This window comes from Sphingobium sp. CCH11-B1 (assembly GCF_001556865.1).
Classification (GTDB): Bacteria; Pseudomonadota; Alphaproteobacteria; order Sphingomonadales; family Sphingomonadaceae; genus Sphingobium.
In genome coordinates this window covers 34,956-51,397 of record NZ_LSJY01000134.1, presented here as the reverse complement: position 1 = coordinate 51,397, position 16,442 = coordinate 34,956, and the positions used below count along the sequence as shown (strand labels likewise).

Here is a 16,442-nt window from a genome sequence, read left to right as displayed (position 1 = left end):
GTCGCCCCTTGCCACCGGTCGCGCGAGGTGCCAACGGAACAGCATCATGATGATGCAAGGCCACTCCGTGACCGTCTCCAAGGAAATCGTACGCCTGCGGCTCTACGCGCTTTGCCTGGCCGGCGACATGGCAGGGCTGTTCTGCGCGTTCCTCGCCGCCAACTGGCTGGTGCTGGGGGCGTTGTGGGGAGAACCCGGCAAGCCACACGGCATCGTCATGTTCGCGATGGTGGCGCCGCTCTACGCCCTGCTGGCGGTGAAAGGCGGGGCTTATGGCATCAACACGCTGGACCGGGTGCGGCGCGGCATTTCGCGCGCGCTCTGGGCGCTGGCGCAGGCGGCCTTGCTGATGCTGCTCATCGTCTATCTGGGCAAGATCGCGGAGCAGCTATCGCGTCTGACCTTCGTCACGGGGCTCGCGCTGGGCGGTGTAGCCTTGGCGCTGGTGCGGCTCGCCGTTGCGCGGCTTGCCGTCAGGCTGCTGGGGGACGTGCCGCATCTGACCGCCGTTATATTGGACGGCGTATCTGTCGAGGCGGGCCGCCATGTCGAGCTGATCCACGCCGATGCGGCAAGCCTGCATCCCGAGCGGCACGACGCCGACATGGCTGCGCGGCTGGCCGCGGCGGTCGGCATGGCGGAACGGGTAATCGTCGCCTGTCCCCTGGAACGGATGGACGACTGGTCGGCCGCGCTCAAGTCCCTTTCGGCGAGAGGCGAGATCGTGGTGCCCGAACTGCTCCGCTTCGCGCCTGCGCGGGTGGACGAATTTGACGGTCAGCCAACCATTATCGTTGCCGGCGGTCCGCTCCAGTTTCGCGACCGGCTGGTCAAGCGCCTGTTCGATCTGCTGGTGGCCAGCATCGCGACGCTGCTGCTGTCGCCTGTCCTGATCGCCGCCGCGCTTGCAGTAAGGCTGACGAGCGCCGGCCCCATTCTCTTCCGTCAGCCCCGCATCGGCAAGGATGCGAGATCCTTTTCCATCTACAAGTTCCGGTCGATGCGAACCGAGGTGAGCGATCACAAGGCCGCTACCCTGACCCGGCGGGACGACGACAGGGTGACTCCGGTCGGCGCCTTTCTGCGCAAGACAAGCATCGATGAATTGCCGCAGCTCTTCAACGTGTTGAAGGGGGATATGAGCATCGTCGGTCCGCGTCCTCATGCCGCGGCGGCAAAAGCCGGCGACAGCCTCTATTGGGAAGTCGATGCCCGCTATTGGGCGCGCCACTGCATCAAGCCGGGCATGACCGGCCTGGCCCAGGTGCGCGGCCATCGCGGGGCGACGGACCATCATCAGGATTTGATCGACCGGCTTCAGTCCGATCTGGAATATGTCAGCGACTGGTCCATCTGGCGCGATCTGCGCATCATCGTCGCGACGCTGGGCGTGCTGGTCCACCACAAGGCATATTAGGGGGATGGCGATCAACCTGATCCTGGCAGCCATTATGCTGCTCTGCATGGTAGCGGTCCTTTGGCCCTTCCTCTTTTATCCCTTTATCCTGCGCATGGTGCCGTCCAAGCCGGAGCATCCGGTCGCCACAGCGCCATCAAGCGCCTCGCTGCTCTTCTGCGCCTACAACGAAGCGGCGGCGATGCCGGAAAAGCTGGTCAATCTGGCGATGCTCAAGCGTCAAAAGCCGGACCTTGAAATCCTCGCCTTCGACGACGGTTCGTCCGATGGCACTGGCGACCTCATCGCGGCACAGGGCAATCTGGTGACTCTCATCCGTGGCCCAGGGCGCAGTGGCAAGGCGCATGGCATGAAGCAACTCGCCGCTCGGGCGCGGGGCGATGTGCTCATCTTCACCGACGCCAATGTGCTGCTTGACGAAGACGCGATCGCGCGGCTGCTGGGCCGCTACGCCGATCCGGAGGTCGGCGGGGTGCTGGGGTCTCTGCATTATGTCGGCGCGGACGAGAGCGCCACCGCTTCGGTGGGATCGCTTTACTGGCGCATCGAGGAGAGGCTGAAAGATGAAGAGTCGCGCACCGGCAATGTGCTGGGGGCGGACGGCTCCATCTTCTCCATCCGAAAAACCCTGTATCCGACCTTTCCCGACAGCGTGCTGGACGACCTCACAGTCTCCATGGCGGTGGTCTTCGCGGGCAAACGGCTGGTAAAAGCCAAGGACGTCATAGCTCGTGAACGGTTGGTGACCGCCCGGCGGGATGAATATCGGCGTAAGGTGCGGATCGCGGCTCGCTCATGGCATACGCACGGTCACCTGCGTCCGCAGCTCCGGCGAATGGCCGCGATCGATCGCTTCAAATATGCGTCGCGCAAGATCGTCCGCTGGTTCGGCGGCGTGTTCATCCTGATCGGCGGGGTTGCCGCAGGCGCGCTCGCGATGCGCCTCTCGCCGGTCCTCTACATGGGTGGGGCGATTGCCGTCGCGCTCGTCATCTGGATCGGCGTGCGAGCGAAGAGCGGACCCTTGGCGGCACTGGTGGATGTGCTGATCGCCTACGCCGCAACGCTGCAAGGGGTCGTGCGCGCAATGACGGGCCGCACGGTCACCGTGTGGAACCCGGCGAAGTCGCGCTGAGGGGCTGGCTGCCGACGTCCTGTCCCTTCGTATAGACCCGCTTGCCGCCGATCCAGGTTTCCAGCACCTGCGTCTGTCGGATGTCGCTGGGCGGCGCGGCGGAAATGTCACGGTCGATCAGCAGAAAGTCCGCGCGCTGCCCGACCGCCAGATTGCCGAACCTCTTTTCAGCAAAGCCGGCATAGGCCGCCTGCCGGGTGAAGCCGTCCAGCGCTGCCTCGAAGCTGACGCGCTGAGCCGGCATCCAGCCGCCTGCGGGTTCTCCCCTGGAATCCTCACGGCTCATTGCTACTGCGATGCCGGCGAATGGGTTGGGACTTTCCACCGGCACGTCCGATCCGAAAGCGAGCGGCACGCCGTTGTCCAACATGGTCTTCCACGCATAGGCGCCAGTGAGGCGCGCTTCACCAAGCCGCGCCGTCACCATGCGCCAGTCCGATGCTTCATGCACCGGCTGCATCGACGCGATGACGCCCAGCGGCTTGAAGCGGGGCAGGTCGGCGGGGTCGATTATCTGCGCATGTTCGATCCGCCAGCGACGCTCGCCCTTGTAAGTGTCGTTCAATTCCTCGATGGCGTTGAGGACTTCGCGATTGGCGGCATCGCCGATCGCGTGGACCGCCACCTGGAAATTGTCCATCGCCGCGCGGCTCATTATGTTGCGCAATTGGGTGTCTGGAATCATCGGCAGGCCGCGCTGGCCCGGTGCGTCGGCATAATCCGCGCGCAACCATGCGCCACGCGATCCCAGTGCGCCGTCCAGCAACAGCTTGATGCCGCCCATGCGCAAATGATCGTCATAGAGCCACGGCGTCGGTTCCGGCCCTGCGATGGCGATCATGTTGTCGAGGCCGAAAGCGTAGGACATGATCCGCACGCGCAGTGCGCCGCGGTCGGCCGCGCGCCGGAACGCCTGCCAGTCCTCGATGCTGGTACCCATATCGGTAATGCCGGTAACGCCCTGCGCGAGCAGCGCGCGCTGCGCCTTTTCCAGCGCGATGTCGCGGTCCTTGGGGGCAGGGGGCGGCACCATCTTCTGGATAAGGTCCATCGCCTTGTCGACGAAAACGCCGGCCGGCTTGCCCGCAGCCATTTCGATGCGCCCGCCTGAAGGCGCCTTGGTCGCGGCGGTAATGCCCGTAGCACGAATTGCGGCGCTGTTGGCCCAGCCGGCATGGCCGTCCACCCGTTCCAGCCACACCGGCATGTCGCGGACCGCCGCATCAAGTTCTTCTGCCGTCGGGAAGCGGCCGAGGCCCCATTTCTCCTGGTTCCAGCCGGTGCCGATAATCCATTTGAGACCCGGATTGGCAGCCACATAGGCGCGGATCTTCGCCTGCGCTTCCGCCAGCGATGCCGTTTCGGAAAGGTCGAGCGTGATGAGCGACAGGCCGTAGCCCATCATGTGGCCGTGCGCGTCGATCAGCCCGGGGATCAAAGTCTTGCCGCCGGCGTCCAGCTTGAAGGTCGGGCCCTTGGGACGTTCCGGCCAGGGCTGACCCTTTTTCGGTTTTCTGGGCTTATATTCCGGTTCCTGATACCGGCCCTGGATCAGCTTTTCGACCTTGCCGTCATCGTCGATCTGAAGCGCGCCGAAACGGACGATCCGTCCATTGGCATCAAGCGCGATGCCGTTCACATTATCGATCACGCCAGATGCAAGGGCGGGCATAGGCAGCGCCAACATGGCGATCGCCGCCAGTCGTGACATCGTCATGCGCGCGTCATCCTGCGCACCAGCGAACTGGTGTCCTGCCGTCCACCGCCCATGGCCTGCACATCGGCGTAGAACTGATCGACCATCGCCGTCACCGGCAGGCTGGCGCCATTCGCACGCGCTTCCTCCAGGGCGAGGCCAAGGTCCTTACGCATCCAATCGACCGCGAAACCGAAGTCAAAACTGTCCTGCGCCATGGTCTTCCAGCGATTTTCCATCTGCCAGCTTTGTGCCGCGCCGCCAGAGACGGCATCGAATACCTTGTCGAGGTCGAGTTCGGCCGCCTGCGCGAAACGCAACGCTTCCGCCAGCCCCTGCAACACGCCGCCGATGCAGATCTGGTTCACCATCTTCGTCGTCTGCCCCGCACCGGCCGCGCCGACGTGGATGATGCGGGCGGCGTAAGCCTGCATCACGATACGCGCAGCGGCGACCGCTGGTTCGGTTCCGCCGCACATGACGGACAACTTGCCGTTTTCGGCGCCGGCCTGTCCCCCGGACACGGGCGCATCGACGCTGTGGATGCCGCGACTTTCGCCTTCCACGAACAACTGCCGGGCTATCCGCGCCGAAACAGTGGTGTGGTCGATAAACAGGCTGCCTTCGCGCATCGCGCGAAAAGCGCCGTCGCGTCCCAACGCGATCTGCGACAGGTCATCGTCGTTGCCGACGCAGCTAATCACGATGTCCGCCTCTTCGGCTGCCTTGGCTGGCGTGATCGCCACCGTGCCGCCATAGGTTTCGGCCCAGGTCTTCGCTTTGCCGATGGAGCGGTTGTAAACGGTGAGACTATGGCCTGCCTTCGCCAGATGTCCCGCCATCGGGCCACCCATGACGCCCAGACCGATAAACGCGATATTAGCCATAAGCCTCGTACATTTGCTGCGTTCGAACCGCCATAGGGCGAGTTTTCGGCCAGTGCCAGTTTCTTCCGCCGCAATTTTGCTTTACGGGGCGCCCATGAACACGCTTGCCAGGATCGAAAGCGCGCTGCCGCTGCCCATCACCGTTGACGACGTTCTCGCGGCGCGAACCCGCATTGCGGGTTCGATCGTGAAAACCCCGACGCTGATCAGCCAGACGCTGTCGGACATGCTGGGGTGCAGCATCTATCTGAAATTCGAAAATCTTCAATTCACCGCCGCCTACAAGGAGCGCGGTGCGCTGAACCGGCTGCTGCAACTGGACGACGTATCGAAGGAAAAGGGCGTGATCGCTGCCTCGGCAGGCAATCATGCGCAAGGCCTTGCCTATCATGGCAAGCGCTTGGGCGTGCCGGTGACCATCGTCATGCCGACGACCACGCCGATCGTGAAAGTCACGCAGACGAGAGGGCATGGCGCTACGGTTGTTCAATTTGGCGAAAAGTTCGACGACGCCTACGCCCATGCGCGCAAGTTGGAGGTGGAGCAGGGCTTGACCTTCATCCATCCTTTTGACGAGCCGGACATCATGGCAGGGCAGGGCACGGTGGCGCTCGAAATGTTGGAGGATGCGCCGCAGATCGACACGCTGGTCGTGCCGATCGGCGGCGGCGGATTGTTCTCCGGCATGGCGACTGCGGCAAGGGCGATGAAGCCGGACATCCGGATGGTGGGTGTCCAGGCCGAACTTTATCCGTCGATGTATAGCTTCATCAAGGGCGGCGACCTGGCCTGTGACGGCGACACGCTGGCGGAAGGCATAGCCGTCAAGCAGCCCGGGGATATCACGCGGCGCGTGGTCGAGCGATTGGCCGACGACGTGCTGCTCGTGTCGGAAAGGCGGCTGGAGGAAGCTGTCAGCCTGCTCCTGCAGATCGAGAAGACGGTCGTGGAAGGCGCGGGTGCTGCGGGCCTCGCGGCTCTACTGACGTACCGCGAGCAGTTTGTAGGCCGTAATGTCGGCTTGGTGCTGACGGGCGGAAATATCGACACGCGTCTGTTGGCCAATGTGTTGCTGCGCGACCTTGCGCGCTCGGGCCGTCTCGCCCGTTTGCGCATCATCCTCCAGGATCGTCCCGGCGCCCTGTTTCACGTCGCGCGCATTTTCGATCAGGAGGCGGTCAATATCCTGGAGCTGTCGCACCAGCGTATCTTCACAAACCTGCCGGCGAAGGGCCTTAGCCTGGATGTCGAGTGCGAAACGCGCGATGGTGGCCATCTTCAAAGGCTTATCGCTGCGCTTCGGGAAGCAGGGTATGAAGTCGCGCCCATCGAAGTGGCATGATGGCCATCCCGCTGCAATTTTCGTGGTAAACGCCCTTTTCAGCCGCGCGACGTGACGCCATAAACCGACGATGGACCGAATGAGGATGAAGATGGAATCGGAGTGTGGGGCATGACCGCGCCATTTCGCTTCCCCCGTTTCTTCGTCACCAACCCCAGTCCTTGCCCCTATCTTCCGGGCAAGAATGAGCGGAAGGTCTTCACGGAACTGAGCGGCGATAACGCGTCGGAACTCAACGACGCGCTTGGCCGCATCGGTTTCAGGCGCAGCCAGAATGTCGCCTACCGGCCAAGCTGCGCGGATTGCTCTGCCTGCGTGTCGGTGCGTGTCCTGGCAAAGCAATTCCGGCCTAATGCGACCCAGCGCAAGGTGCTGCGCCGGAATAGCGACCTGAATGTCACAGCGTGCAGGCCCTGGTCGACGGAGGAGCAATATGCGCTTCTTCGACGCTATCTCAATGCCCGGCATCCTGGCGGCGGCATGACCGAAATGGACGAGATGGATTTTGCCGATATGGTCGAGCAAACTCCCGTCGACAGCTATGTGATCGAATATCGCGAACCCGATGCCGATGGCCGGCCCGGCAAGCTGGTGGGCGCGTGCCTCACCGATCGTCAGGGCGATGGCCTCTCGATGATATACAGTTTTTTCGACACGGAGCTGGAGCATCGTCCCGGCCTTGGCAATTATATCATCATGGATCACCTGATCCGCGCGGCCTCGGCAGGCCTGCCCTATGTCTATCTCGGCTACTGGGTGGAAGGGTCGCAGCGGATGCAATATAAAGTCCGCTACCAGCCCCTCGAAAAGCTTGGTCGTCATGGATGGGTCCGGTTCAATCCGGACGATCAGGAACAATCGCGGGGGTCTTCTGCGCAGCCCGAACAATCGCTTCCTACCGAACTCGCGGCCGCCCTTCGGCGTTAATCCAAGTTAGACATTACTCTGCCTCGGCGGTATGCATTTATTTAACTCCTTGCGCTAATTTCCATGGCTGGTGGGGACCAGTGCGGAAGGATTTGGGCGGCTTATGGACCGCTTGGCAGACCATCGATTTTCGGAGATGCGCGTTGCGCTGGACGCGGGTCTCTGCTTCGCAGATGTGCTGTTGCCGATCGACGACCTGGCTACTTTGTGCCCGTCGGGTCACTTGTCGCCGCCTTTGGTGCGCTGGGCGGTTGATCGGCGAGGTCGGCTGATTTCCCTGGAGGAGAGGGGTGGGCACGAGCAGGCACGTTTCGCCGCTGACCCGATCGGACTGGCCTGGACAACTTTGCTGACCGGTGAACATCGACGGAACCTGATCCGCGCTGCATTGGGCGGAACGCAGGCTGAGCCCTTGCTCGTTCAAATCCGTTGCTTCCATGATCGGCCGCGCTGGTTCCGCGTGACTCTGGCGCGGGTCGACGAGCCAGGATCGCCGGTCGGCTGGCGCGGAACGCTCGAAAATATGGAGGATTGCACTGCTGCCAGCGATTTGTCGAAGGCATTGGCGGAAAGCCAGGAGCATTATCGCTGGTCCTTCGAACTCAGTCCGCAGGTCCCTTGGACGGCCGGGCCGGACGGCAGTATTCAGGAAGTCGGGCCGCGCTGGTTCGAATTGACCGGCATGCCGCCGGATCAGGCACTCGGCACCGGCTGGATCGGCGCCCTTCATCCCGATGACATTGAACGGACCATCGCCATATGGACGGGCAGTCTTGTCAGCGGAGCGCCGGTCGACATCGAATATCGCGTCCTGCTGCGGGATGGCGGGTATCGATGGATGCGGGCCCGCGCAGCGCCCAGGAGAGACGCGGATGGGTGCGTGGTCCGCTGGTATGGCACGCTGGAGGATGTGCATGCCGAACGGTTGGCGCGCAGTGCACTGAGCGATAGCGAAGAGCGGTTCCGCCTCGCTGTCCAATCGGCGCGTCTGGGGATCTGGGATTTCGATTGCATAAGCGGCGTGCGCACATGGTCAGCGGAGTTTCGCGCCATGCTTGGCATTTCCGCCGATCAGCCCGCGACAACCGAACTTGCGCTCGACCTGGTGCATCCGGAGGATCGCGACCGGCTCAAGCATATGCTGGATGCCGTCGCGCAAGGAGGGGGCGCGCTCCATTTCGAAGCGACCTTGCGCATTCGTCGTGCGGACACCGGCGCTTTGCGGTGGATCAGAAGCACAGGCTGGACGAGCCGCACCGATGGCGGCGCGGTGTCCCGCATCATCGTTACTTTCCTCGACGTCACGGAAGAGCGGAACGCGGAGGAGCGTATTCGATGGGCGGCAACGCATGATTCCATGACTCGCCTGCCCAACCGGACACGGTGGCAGGCCTCGTTGGAAACATTGTCGGCAAACGCGCAACAACATGGGGATCGCTTTGGGCTGCTGTTGTTGGACATCGACGATCTGAAGAGGACCAACGATGCTCTTGGTCATGACGCGGGGGACGCACTGCTATGCGCTTTCGCGGAAAAACTCTCTTCTGTCGCTCCGGCGGATGCCGTTGTCGGGCGGCTGGGAGGCGACGAATTCGGCCTGATCGCGCCCACGATCGATAGCGAGGCCGGGCTGGAATCCTTGAGCCGCGACTTGATGGAGGCGTGCCGGATGCCCGTTGCCCATCAAGGACGCCTGCTGGAATTCGGTGTGAGCATTGGCGGGGCGATTTTTGGCAATCATGCGGTTCGCGCGGACGAACTGCTCAAGGCGGCGGACCTGGCCCTTTATGCGTCGAAGCGCGGCGGTCGCTCCCGATTGACGGTGTTTCATTCTGAATTGCGGGCCGAAGCCCAGCAGCGCACGTCGATGATCCATATGGCGCGGCAGATCGTGGCCGATCGGCTGGTCGTGCCCTACTACCAGCCCAAGGTGGATATGCGCACCGGTCGGCTGCTCGGCTTTGAAGCCTTGTTGCGATGGCATCATCCCCGCCTCGGCATCCAGTTGCCCGGTGCGATTGCAGCCGCGTTCCTCCACAGCGAACTTGCAGTGGGGCTGACTGTACAGATGCTTGAAGGGGTCCTGGCCGACCTCCGGCTCTGGCTGAACAAGGGTCTCAATCCTGGGCGTGTGGCGATCAACGCTTCGCCTGCTGATTTTGCGCGTGGCGATTTTTCCGACCGTGTCCTGGATCATCTGCATCGGATGGACATTCCGGCTGCGCATTTCGAAATTGAAGTCACTGAGAGCGTGTTGCTCGGCAACGGCGGCGATCAGGTCGCGCGCGCGATGGGTCACTTTGCCGATGCGGGTGTGAGGCTGGCGCTGGACGATTTCGGCACGGGCTTCGCATCCCTCAGCCATTTAAAACAATATCCGGTCGACATTATCAAGATCGACCGCAGCTTCGTCCAAGATGTGGAGCGGGACGAAGGCAACGCCGCCATTGTCGACGCCATCGTCAAGCTCGGCGGCAGTTTCGGCATGGAAGTTGTCGCCGAGGGCGTCGAAACACCAGCGCAGGCGGATCATCTGCTGGCGCTCGGCTGCGTCGTGGGCCAAGGCTATTATTTCGGCAGGCCGCTTCCGCTAGAGGCGACCCACGCTCTCATCGCCGCTCAAGAATGAGCTATTTGCAGCGGCAATGCCGGACGGTTTTGCCCGGAGCCGATTTGATATAGCGGACCTTCCTGGTGACATAGGTGGTCGTGGTGGTTGTCGTCGTGGCTGGCTGAACGGTGACGGTGGTGACGATGGGCGCTGGGTAATAATAGCCGTTCGCTATATATCCGCCTGCAGGCGCGCCCACGCCCGGGTTCGACCAGTGCGGTGGCCCGCCATAAGGCGGCGCGTCATAATCGACGCCCGCGCCCCGAACGTCGCCCTCGAACCGCCCTTCATAGGTACCACTGACCTTTCGGCCATCGTCCGTGGTCCAAGTGCCCGTCCAGCGACCCTCATAGTCATTGCGGGTGGTGACGCCGTCATCGGCATGGTCATAGTCATAACCAGCGCCGGACCGCTCGCGATGCGGCGGCAAGGGGCGCCCTTTATCCTCTGCCCTGTCGATGGCCGCGCCAGCTACAGCGCCGACGCCTGCGCCGACCAAAGTACCCACGGCGCGATTGCCACGCCCGGCAATGCGATTGCCAGCGATCCCACCCACGACGGCACCTACCGCCGCGCCGCCAACGCCATTGTCGCGGCGCGGTTCGCCGTCATGTGCCGCCTCGTCGGGACCATAGCCGCCTTCATACCGGTCCCAATCGATGCCGGTGCGATAATCATACACGCGGCCCCAGCGATCGGTCATGACGGCATCGTCATAATAGCGCGACCAACCATAGCCATAGGCCGGCGCTGGCAGTCCATAGGCCCTCGAATTGGCGATATAATAGCTTGGGCTAATCCAGTATCGCGGCAAGACATACCCATAGACCGGCCGGCGATATCCGTTCCAGCCCCCTGGCGCGCGCCAACCCGCATACCAGCGGCCATTATAGCGCGGTCCCCACCGATGCGTTCCGGTCCATGCATCGCCGCGGGGGCGGGCCATGCCACCCTCCGGATGCGCAGCGCCGCCAGCTTCTGCAACGGCCGCAACGGGCAAGAGGCTCGCGCCAATCAGCAGAAGGCCTGCAATCCTCATGGTCTATGCTCCCTCACGTCCGCGCGCCGGAAGGCAGGCGGTTCAACTCCCTTACGAGCCGTTTAGCATGATGATCCGAGGCTCGTCACCCTGTGGCGGCCGCCCCTGTCCCGAAACGGGGCGACGGAAAGCTGTCTTTGATCGCTTGTCTCAGCGAAGGCGTGACGCGACCGCTGCCATGAGCCTTTCCAGAGCTCGCGCGTCGATTGCGTCGAACCGCGCCGGCAAGGGGCTGTCCAGGTCGAGCACGCCGATCAGGTCGCCTTCTGCGATGATCGGGACCACGACTTCCGAAGCGCTGGCCGCGTCGCAGGCGATGTGCCCCGGAAAGGCGTGCACATCTTCGACGAGCTGCGTTTGACGGGTAGCGGCTGCGGTACCGCACACCCCCCGCCCCATGGGTATACGGATGCAGGCAGGCTTGCCCTGAAACGGCCCCAGCACCAGCTCTCCTTCCACCATCCGGTAGAAGCCGGCCCAGTTCAGGTCCGGCAGAAACTGCCAGATCAATGCTGCCAAATTCGCCATATTGGCGATCGCATCGGGCTCGTTGGCCGTCAGTGCCTTTGCAGCGGACAGGAGATCATCGTGAAGCGCCTGCTTGTCGGCAGTGTCGGCGGGGGCAAAATCATACATGAGTCGGGATATAAGCGCTGGACCCTGTCAGAACCATAGGGCTCATCAATCGACACGCACCTTCCCACGTCCTTCCTTGACGGACCCTCGGGCTTTCTTCGCATCGACCCGTCTGGCCTTGGCGGCCTTGCCGGGTTTGGTGGCGATGCGCCGGGCATCGCGCTCATGCGCCTTCGCGATCATCTCCGCCAGCCGGTCGCGTGCATCCTGGCGGTTGGCCTCCTGCGTGCGGAAACGGTTGGCCTGAATAACGATTTCGTTGGCGGATGTGAGCCGGGAACCGGCAAGCGTCCTGATCTTGCGATAGGCGTGTACCGGCAAGCCGAGCTTGAACAGGTTGACGCGCAGCTGAACGGCGGTCGCGACCTTGTTTACATTCTGGCCGCCCGGCCCCCCGCCGGTAATGAACCGCTCTTCAAGCGCTCCTTCTGGAATCTCAAAGTCCGGCATCGTCCAATATCTCGGGCGCAAAGCCGGCGGCAAGGAAAGCCGCAGGCAGAGGGGCGGCCGCCTCCGCCGCTGGCTTGCCATCGCGTGGAATGCTGAGGAACCGGCTGTGCAGCAGCATGGGGCCGGTGCCATCGCCATAGACAGGATCACCCGATATGCCAAAGCCCAGCCCATGTTCGGCATGGACGCGGATTTGATGTGTGCGGCCGGTTTCGGGGGTGAAGGCGATCAATGCACGGCCATCGCGCACCGCCAACCTGCGCCAATGCGTGACCGCAGGCTTACCAGCCTTGGCCGCGATCATGCGCCAGCCCTGGGTTGGGCTGCTGACCTTCTTGAGCGACAGGGCGATCGTGCCTTCCTCTTCCTCCGGCACCCCGCCGATGACGGCGACGTAGCGCTTGGTGACGATTCCCGCCTCGAACGCGCCGGCGAACCGCTTGTGCGCCTTGGGATTGCGGGCCAGCAGAAGGCATCCGCTGGTGTCCCGATCCAGCCGATGCACGGGGAGAGGCCACCGCTGGAAGCCGAACGTCAACGACGACAGATGATTTTCAAGCGACATCGATCCATCGCGCGGCGCATCGACCGGCAAACCCGCGGGCTTGTCGAGGATCAGCGCCTCTCCATCAATGAACAGCACATGGTCGGTCAGCAGGGGCAAAAGGAGCATCCGATCGAAGGGGGAATTGACGTTGGCCGGCCATCCTATAGGGCAGGGTGCCGATGGACAACAGAGGGCAGGGCAGGCCGCAGGCGCAATTTCGCCTTGACTGGGTCGATGTTGCGCGGGGGATCGGCATCATCGCCGTCGTGGCAGGGCATGTCTGGACGCGCGGGCCAGTGCGGGACGCGATCTATTCCTTCCACATGCCGCTGTTCTTCCTACTGTCCGGCATGTTATCGCGGCCGCACCCCATCGGCGCTTTCACCAAGCGTCAGCTGCTCGGACAGATGCGTCCCTATTCAATCTACCTGCTTCTGCTCGTCTGCGTTGACCAGATCGTCGAACCGTTAAAGGGGCAACGGCCCATCTTCGACCAGTGGCCTGGCGATATCTTGCCGATCTTGCTGGGTGGGTCTTGGTTGCGGGGCCCCTATACCATTTTCTGGTTCGTGCCTTGCCTCATGATCGCGCGCATCCTCTTCAATCTGGTCTCGGCGCGGTTGCCCGATCCACTGGACCGGCGATGGAGCTTGCCGCTGATCGCGATGACGCTCCTATCCTGCGTGACAGGGTGGTTCAGGGCGTCGCCGCTCGGGCTCATCACGGTCCCGATGGCGTTCATCCTGCTCTGGATCGGCGCGGCTTGGCCGCGCATTGCGTGGCGGAACTGGATGATAGTCCCGCTTCTTGCCGTTGCCTTGTGCGGACTGTGCGGCCTGTTCCCGACGCTGAACATGAAGGCGGCGGATTATGGCTGGCCCCTGCTGTCCGTCGGCGCCGCAGTGGCGACATCGTTTCTGACGTTCCGGCTGTCAGCCTTGATCGCGCCGGGCGCGGGGCCGCTCGCGGCTATCGGCCGGGCTTCGATGATTATCATGTACTGCCATGTGGCCGTGATCCATTATCTGACGCCCTACATGACCAAATACGCGTTGTTCGCCATCGCGCTCATTGCGCCTTGGGCACTATGGAAGGTCATAAGCCGCTCGCCAACCGCAAGCCGCTGGATGCTCTAAGGCGTACCAAAAGCCCGGTGCCGGCAATATTGGGCACCGGGCTTTGCGATTATGAAGGCCCTTGCCTCAGCCGTGCAGCTTGATCGCTGTTTCCGCGATACGGCGGCCCTGGTAGCGTGCGCCTTCCAATTCTTCCGGCGAAGGCTGGCGGCTGCCGTCACCGTCAGCGATGGTCGTCGCGCCATAGGGGGCACCGCCGCGAACCTTGTCCACGCCCATCTGTTCGGTGTGGCCATAGTCGAGCCCGACGATCACCATGCCGAAGTGGAGGAGGTTGGTGATGATGGAGAACAACGTCGTTTCCTGCCCGCCATGTTGTGAGGCAGTCGATGTGAACGCGCCGCCCACCTTGCCATTCAGCGCTCCGCGCGCCCACAGACCGCCCGCCTGATCGAGAAAAGCTGCCATCTGGCCGGACATGCGGCCAAAGCGGGTGCCGGTGCCTACGATGATCGCGTCATATTCTGCAAGCTCGGCCACGGTCGCCACCGGCGCGTCCTGATCCAGCTTGAAATGCGCGTTCTTGGCCACTTCCAGCGGTGCGGTTTCGGGTACGCGCTTGATGTCCACCTGCGCGCCGGCAGAGGCCGCGCCTTCGGCAACCGACTTGGCCATCGTTTCGATATGGCCATAGGACGAATAGTAGAGAACCAGAACTTTAGCCATGTTTAGTCTCCTGAAAAACGGTCAATAGAAGAAGCAAAGGGGGCCGTCCGCATGGGAGAGGGAAAGGTGCGGACGGCCGCGGCCCGCCCCAAGGTTGGGGGAAGGGCAGGCCGGTTCAGGTCAAATACTGTCGACAAGGACGATCTCCGCATCTTCAATCGCCGTGATGGTGATCGGACCGCCGCAGATAATCGCCGCTCCATCGCGCGCCTCGAAAGTCTGGCCATCTATCTCGATGCGGCCAGTCGCAGGGACCAAGTAGAGATGGCGGCCGGGCGCACTTTCATAGGTCACGCTCTCGCCGGCTTTGATCGTGCCGCCTAGCAGACGGCAGTCTGCGCGGATGCGGAGTGCCTCCCGATCATCGTCATGCCCGCTGGCGAGAACGATCAGCTTGCCGCAGCGGTCATCCCTGGGGAATGGCTTTGCGCCCCAACTGGGCTGCCCGCCCCTGGCTGAAGGCATGATCCAGATTTGGAAGAGCGTGGCGGTCTCGTCCTCCAGATTATATTCGGCGTGGCGAATGCCGGTGCCGGCGGACATCACCTGGACGTCTCCGGCCGCCGTGCGCCCCTTGTTGCCCAGGCTGTCCTGATGCGTGATCGCGCCAGTGCGGACATAGGTTATGATCTCCATGTCGGCATGGGGATGCGGCGGAAAGCCGGACCGCGGGGCGATCTCGTCATCGTTCCAAACCCGGATCGCGCCCCAGTGCATCCGCTCTTCGTCATAATAATCGGCGAAGGAAAAATGGTGGCGGGCGTTCAGCCAACCATGGTCAGCATGGCCCAGCGACGCAAAAGGGCGGCGCTCTATGCGGCTCGCAGTGGTCGTGGTCATTTTAAATCCTTTTCGTTGCGGAAGCAGCAGCTTCCACCTTGCGTTTCCCAAATTTAGTCCTCAGGATCGTTTCATAAACAAGCAGCTATGAAACGGATTGTTTCCTTATGCGCTTACCTGATTTCGAGGCGTGGGCCATGTTCGCTGCCGTCGTCGAACACCGGAGCTTCACCGACGCCGCCAAGGCCTTAAGCGTGTCCAAGGCCACGGTGTCCAAGGCAGTGACCCGGTTGGAGGAACATCTCGACACCAGTCTCTTCAACCGCACGAGCCGCAGACTGTCGCTGACGGAAAGTGGCAAGCGCCTGGCCGACCATGCGCGACGCATCATGGCCGAAGGACATGCGGCGGAAGAGGCGGCTAAGGACGAGACGGCGGACCTGTCCGGCCTGGTGCGGCTTGGCGCACCCATGACGTTCGGCCTTCTGCGTGTAGCACCACTGGTGGCGGAATTCACCAAGGCCAATCCTCAGGTGGATGTCGACCTGCACCTGTCGGATGCGCGGATCGATATCGTCGAAATGGGGCTCGACGCCACCATCCGTATCGCCGACATGCCCGACAGTTCGCTGCGGGCGCGCCGGCTCTCCGATGTCACGATGCACGTCATCGCGTCGCCTGCCTATCTGGACGCGAGAGGGCGGCCCCAGCATCCCTCCGACCTGGCGGCGCATGACTGTCTTTGCTATTCCAACGCGGCGACACCGGACGTCTGGCGTTTCGCGGGGCCGGGTCAGCAAAATGTCGCGGTGCAGGTACGCAGCCGCCTCACCGTCAATAGCGGTGAGGCGATGTTGCCTGCCCTCCGGCAGGGTGTCGGCATCGCCCGGCTGCCTGACTTCATAGTGGGAGAGGCGCTGGCAAAAGGCGAATTGGAAGAGATTTTGGTGGAGTGGAGACCGCCACCCTTTGGCCTTCATCTCGTGACCCCACCGTCGCGCCTGAGGCCGGCTCGGGTGGAAGCCCTGCTAGATTTCCTCGCGCGACATCACGGCTGCTGATTGCAGAAAATCGTTACCGCAGGATCGAGGCATCCAGTATTTTAACCTCGTTTCGCAAGCGGATTGATATTGACTCCGTGCGGAATGTTTCGGCCTCAACGCATTGTAAACA

Annotated in this window: 15 protein-coding genes; 7 read left to right on the top strand and 8 right to left on the bottom strand. The window is 62.8% G+C overall.

Annotated elements, in window-relative coordinates; genetic code table 11:
- Nucleotides 1–46 precede the first annotated feature (46 nt).
- The gene (locus AX724_RS14135; RefSeq protein WP_066767540.1) at nt 47–1,417 is read left to right on the top strand and encodes an exopolysaccharide biosynthesis polyprenyl glycosylphosphotransferase; all 1,371 of its coding nucleotides are present in this window, start codon (nt 47–49) and stop codon (nt 1,415–1,417) included.
- A 4-nt stretch (nt 1,418–1,421) separates the two neighbouring features.
- Entirely contained in the window at nt 1,422–2,552 is a 1,131-nt protein-coding gene (locus AX724_RS14130; protein ID WP_066767536.1) for a glycosyltransferase, read from the top strand.
- Here the strand turns inward: AX724_RS14130 and AX724_RS14125 are convergent.
- A complete protein-coding gene (locus tag AX724_RS14125; protein ID WP_066767534.1) occupies nt 2,521–4,269 on the bottom strand; it encodes an amidohydrolase in 1,749 nt (582 codons plus the stop codon). The genes AX724_RS14130 and AX724_RS14125 overlap by 32 nt on opposite strands.
- Nucleotides 4,266–5,135, bottom strand: a complete 870-nt coding sequence (locus AX724_RS14120) for an NAD(P)-dependent oxidoreductase (protein ID WP_066767533.1) — start codon at nt 5,133–5,135, stop codon at nt 4,266–4,268. Before AX724_RS14120 ends, AX724_RS14125 begins: the two co-directional genes overlap by 4 nt.
- Before the next feature lie 94 nt (nt 5,136–5,229).
- Here AX724_RS14120 and AX724_RS14115 point away from each other — a divergent pair, with 94 nt between their 5' ends.
- The 3 genes from AX724_RS14115 to AX724_RS14105 all read left to right on the top strand — a co-directional run bounded on the left by AX724_RS14115 (nt 5,230) and on the right by AX724_RS14105 (nt 10,033).
- Complete coding sequence (locus AX724_RS14115; RefSeq protein WP_066767531.1) at nt 5,230–6,477, top strand: threonine ammonia-lyase; 1,248 nt, start codon at nt 5,230–5,232, stop codon at nt 6,475–6,477.
- A 111-nt stretch (nt 6,478–6,588) separates the two neighbouring features.
- Nucleotides 6,589–7,404 carry an arginyltransferase gene (locus AX724_RS14110; RefSeq protein WP_066767529.1) on the top strand — a complete coding sequence of 272 codons (816 nt, stop codon included), beginning with the start codon at nt 6,589–6,591 and terminating at the stop codon, nt 7,402–7,404.
- Nucleotides 7,405–7,507: 103 nt separating this feature from the next.
- Nucleotides 7,508–10,033 (top strand): putative bifunctional diguanylate cyclase/phosphodiesterase, encoded by a 2,526-nt coding sequence (locus AX724_RS14105; RefSeq protein WP_066767527.1) that lies wholly within the window; start codon nt 7,508–7,510, stop codon nt 10,031–10,033.
- A gap of 1 nt (nt 10,034) precedes the next feature.
- On the opposite strand, the gene AX724_RS14100 is transcribed toward AX724_RS14105, so the two are convergent.
- The 4 genes from AX724_RS14100 to AX724_RS14085 all read right to left on the bottom strand — a co-directional run bounded on the left by AX724_RS14100 (nt 10,035) and on the right by AX724_RS14085 (nt 12,804).
- Nucleotides 10,035–11,054 carry an RcnB family protein gene (locus tag AX724_RS14100; protein ID WP_066767525.1) on the bottom strand — a complete coding sequence of 340 codons (1,020 nt, stop codon included), beginning with the start codon at nt 11,052–11,054 and terminating at the stop codon, nt 10,035–10,037.
- Nucleotides 11,055–11,204: 150 nt separating this feature from the next.
- Entirely contained in the window at nt 11,205–11,690 is a 486-nt protein-coding gene (locus AX724_RS14095; protein WP_066767523.1) for a GAF domain-containing protein, read from the bottom strand.
- Nucleotides 11,691–11,735: 45 nt separating this feature from the next.
- Nucleotides 11,736–12,140, bottom strand: coding sequence for an alternative ribosome rescue aminoacyl-tRNA hydrolase ArfB (arfB, locus tag AX724_RS14090; protein WP_066767521.1), 405 nt, complete (start codon nt 12,138–12,140; stop codon nt 11,736–11,738).
- A complete protein-coding gene (locus AX724_RS14085) occupies nt 12,127–12,804 on the bottom strand; it encodes an RluA family pseudouridine synthase (RefSeq protein WP_066767750.1) in 678 nt (225 codons plus the stop codon). The genes arfB and AX724_RS14085 overlap by 14 nt, the downstream gene beginning before the upstream one ends.
- 62 nt (nt 12,805–12,866) lie before the next feature.
- Here AX724_RS14085 and AX724_RS14080 point away from each other — a divergent pair, with 62 nt between their 5' ends.
- On the top strand, nt 12,867–13,823 hold the full coding sequence (locus AX724_RS14080) for an acyltransferase family protein (protein WP_066767520.1): 957 nt from the start codon (nt 12,867–12,869) through the stop codon (nt 13,821–13,823).
- 66 nt (nt 13,824–13,889) lie between these two features.
- Here the strand turns inward: AX724_RS14080 and wrbA are convergent, their stop codons facing one another.
- Together wrbA and AX724_RS14070 are read right to left on the bottom strand one after the other, a co-directional pair.
- Nucleotides 13,890–14,489: an NAD(P)H:quinone oxidoreductase gene (wrbA, locus tag AX724_RS14075; RefSeq protein WP_066767519.1), complete on the bottom strand. Its 600-nt coding sequence runs from the start codon at nt 14,487–14,489 to the stop codon at nt 13,890–13,892.
- Nucleotides 14,490–14,609: 120 nt separating this feature from the next.
- Entirely contained in the window at nt 14,610–15,329 is a 720-nt protein-coding gene (locus AX724_RS14070; RefSeq protein WP_066767514.1) for a pirin family protein, read from the bottom strand.
- A gap of 107 nt (nt 15,330–15,436) precedes the next feature.
- On the opposite strand from AX724_RS14070, the gene AX724_RS14065 reads away from it, so the two are divergent.
- Nucleotides 15,437–16,330, top strand: a complete 894-nt coding sequence (locus AX724_RS14065) for a LysR family transcriptional regulator (RefSeq protein WP_066767512.1) — start codon at nt 15,437–15,439, stop codon at nt 16,328–16,330.
- Nucleotides 16,331–16,442 lie beyond the last annotated feature (112 nt).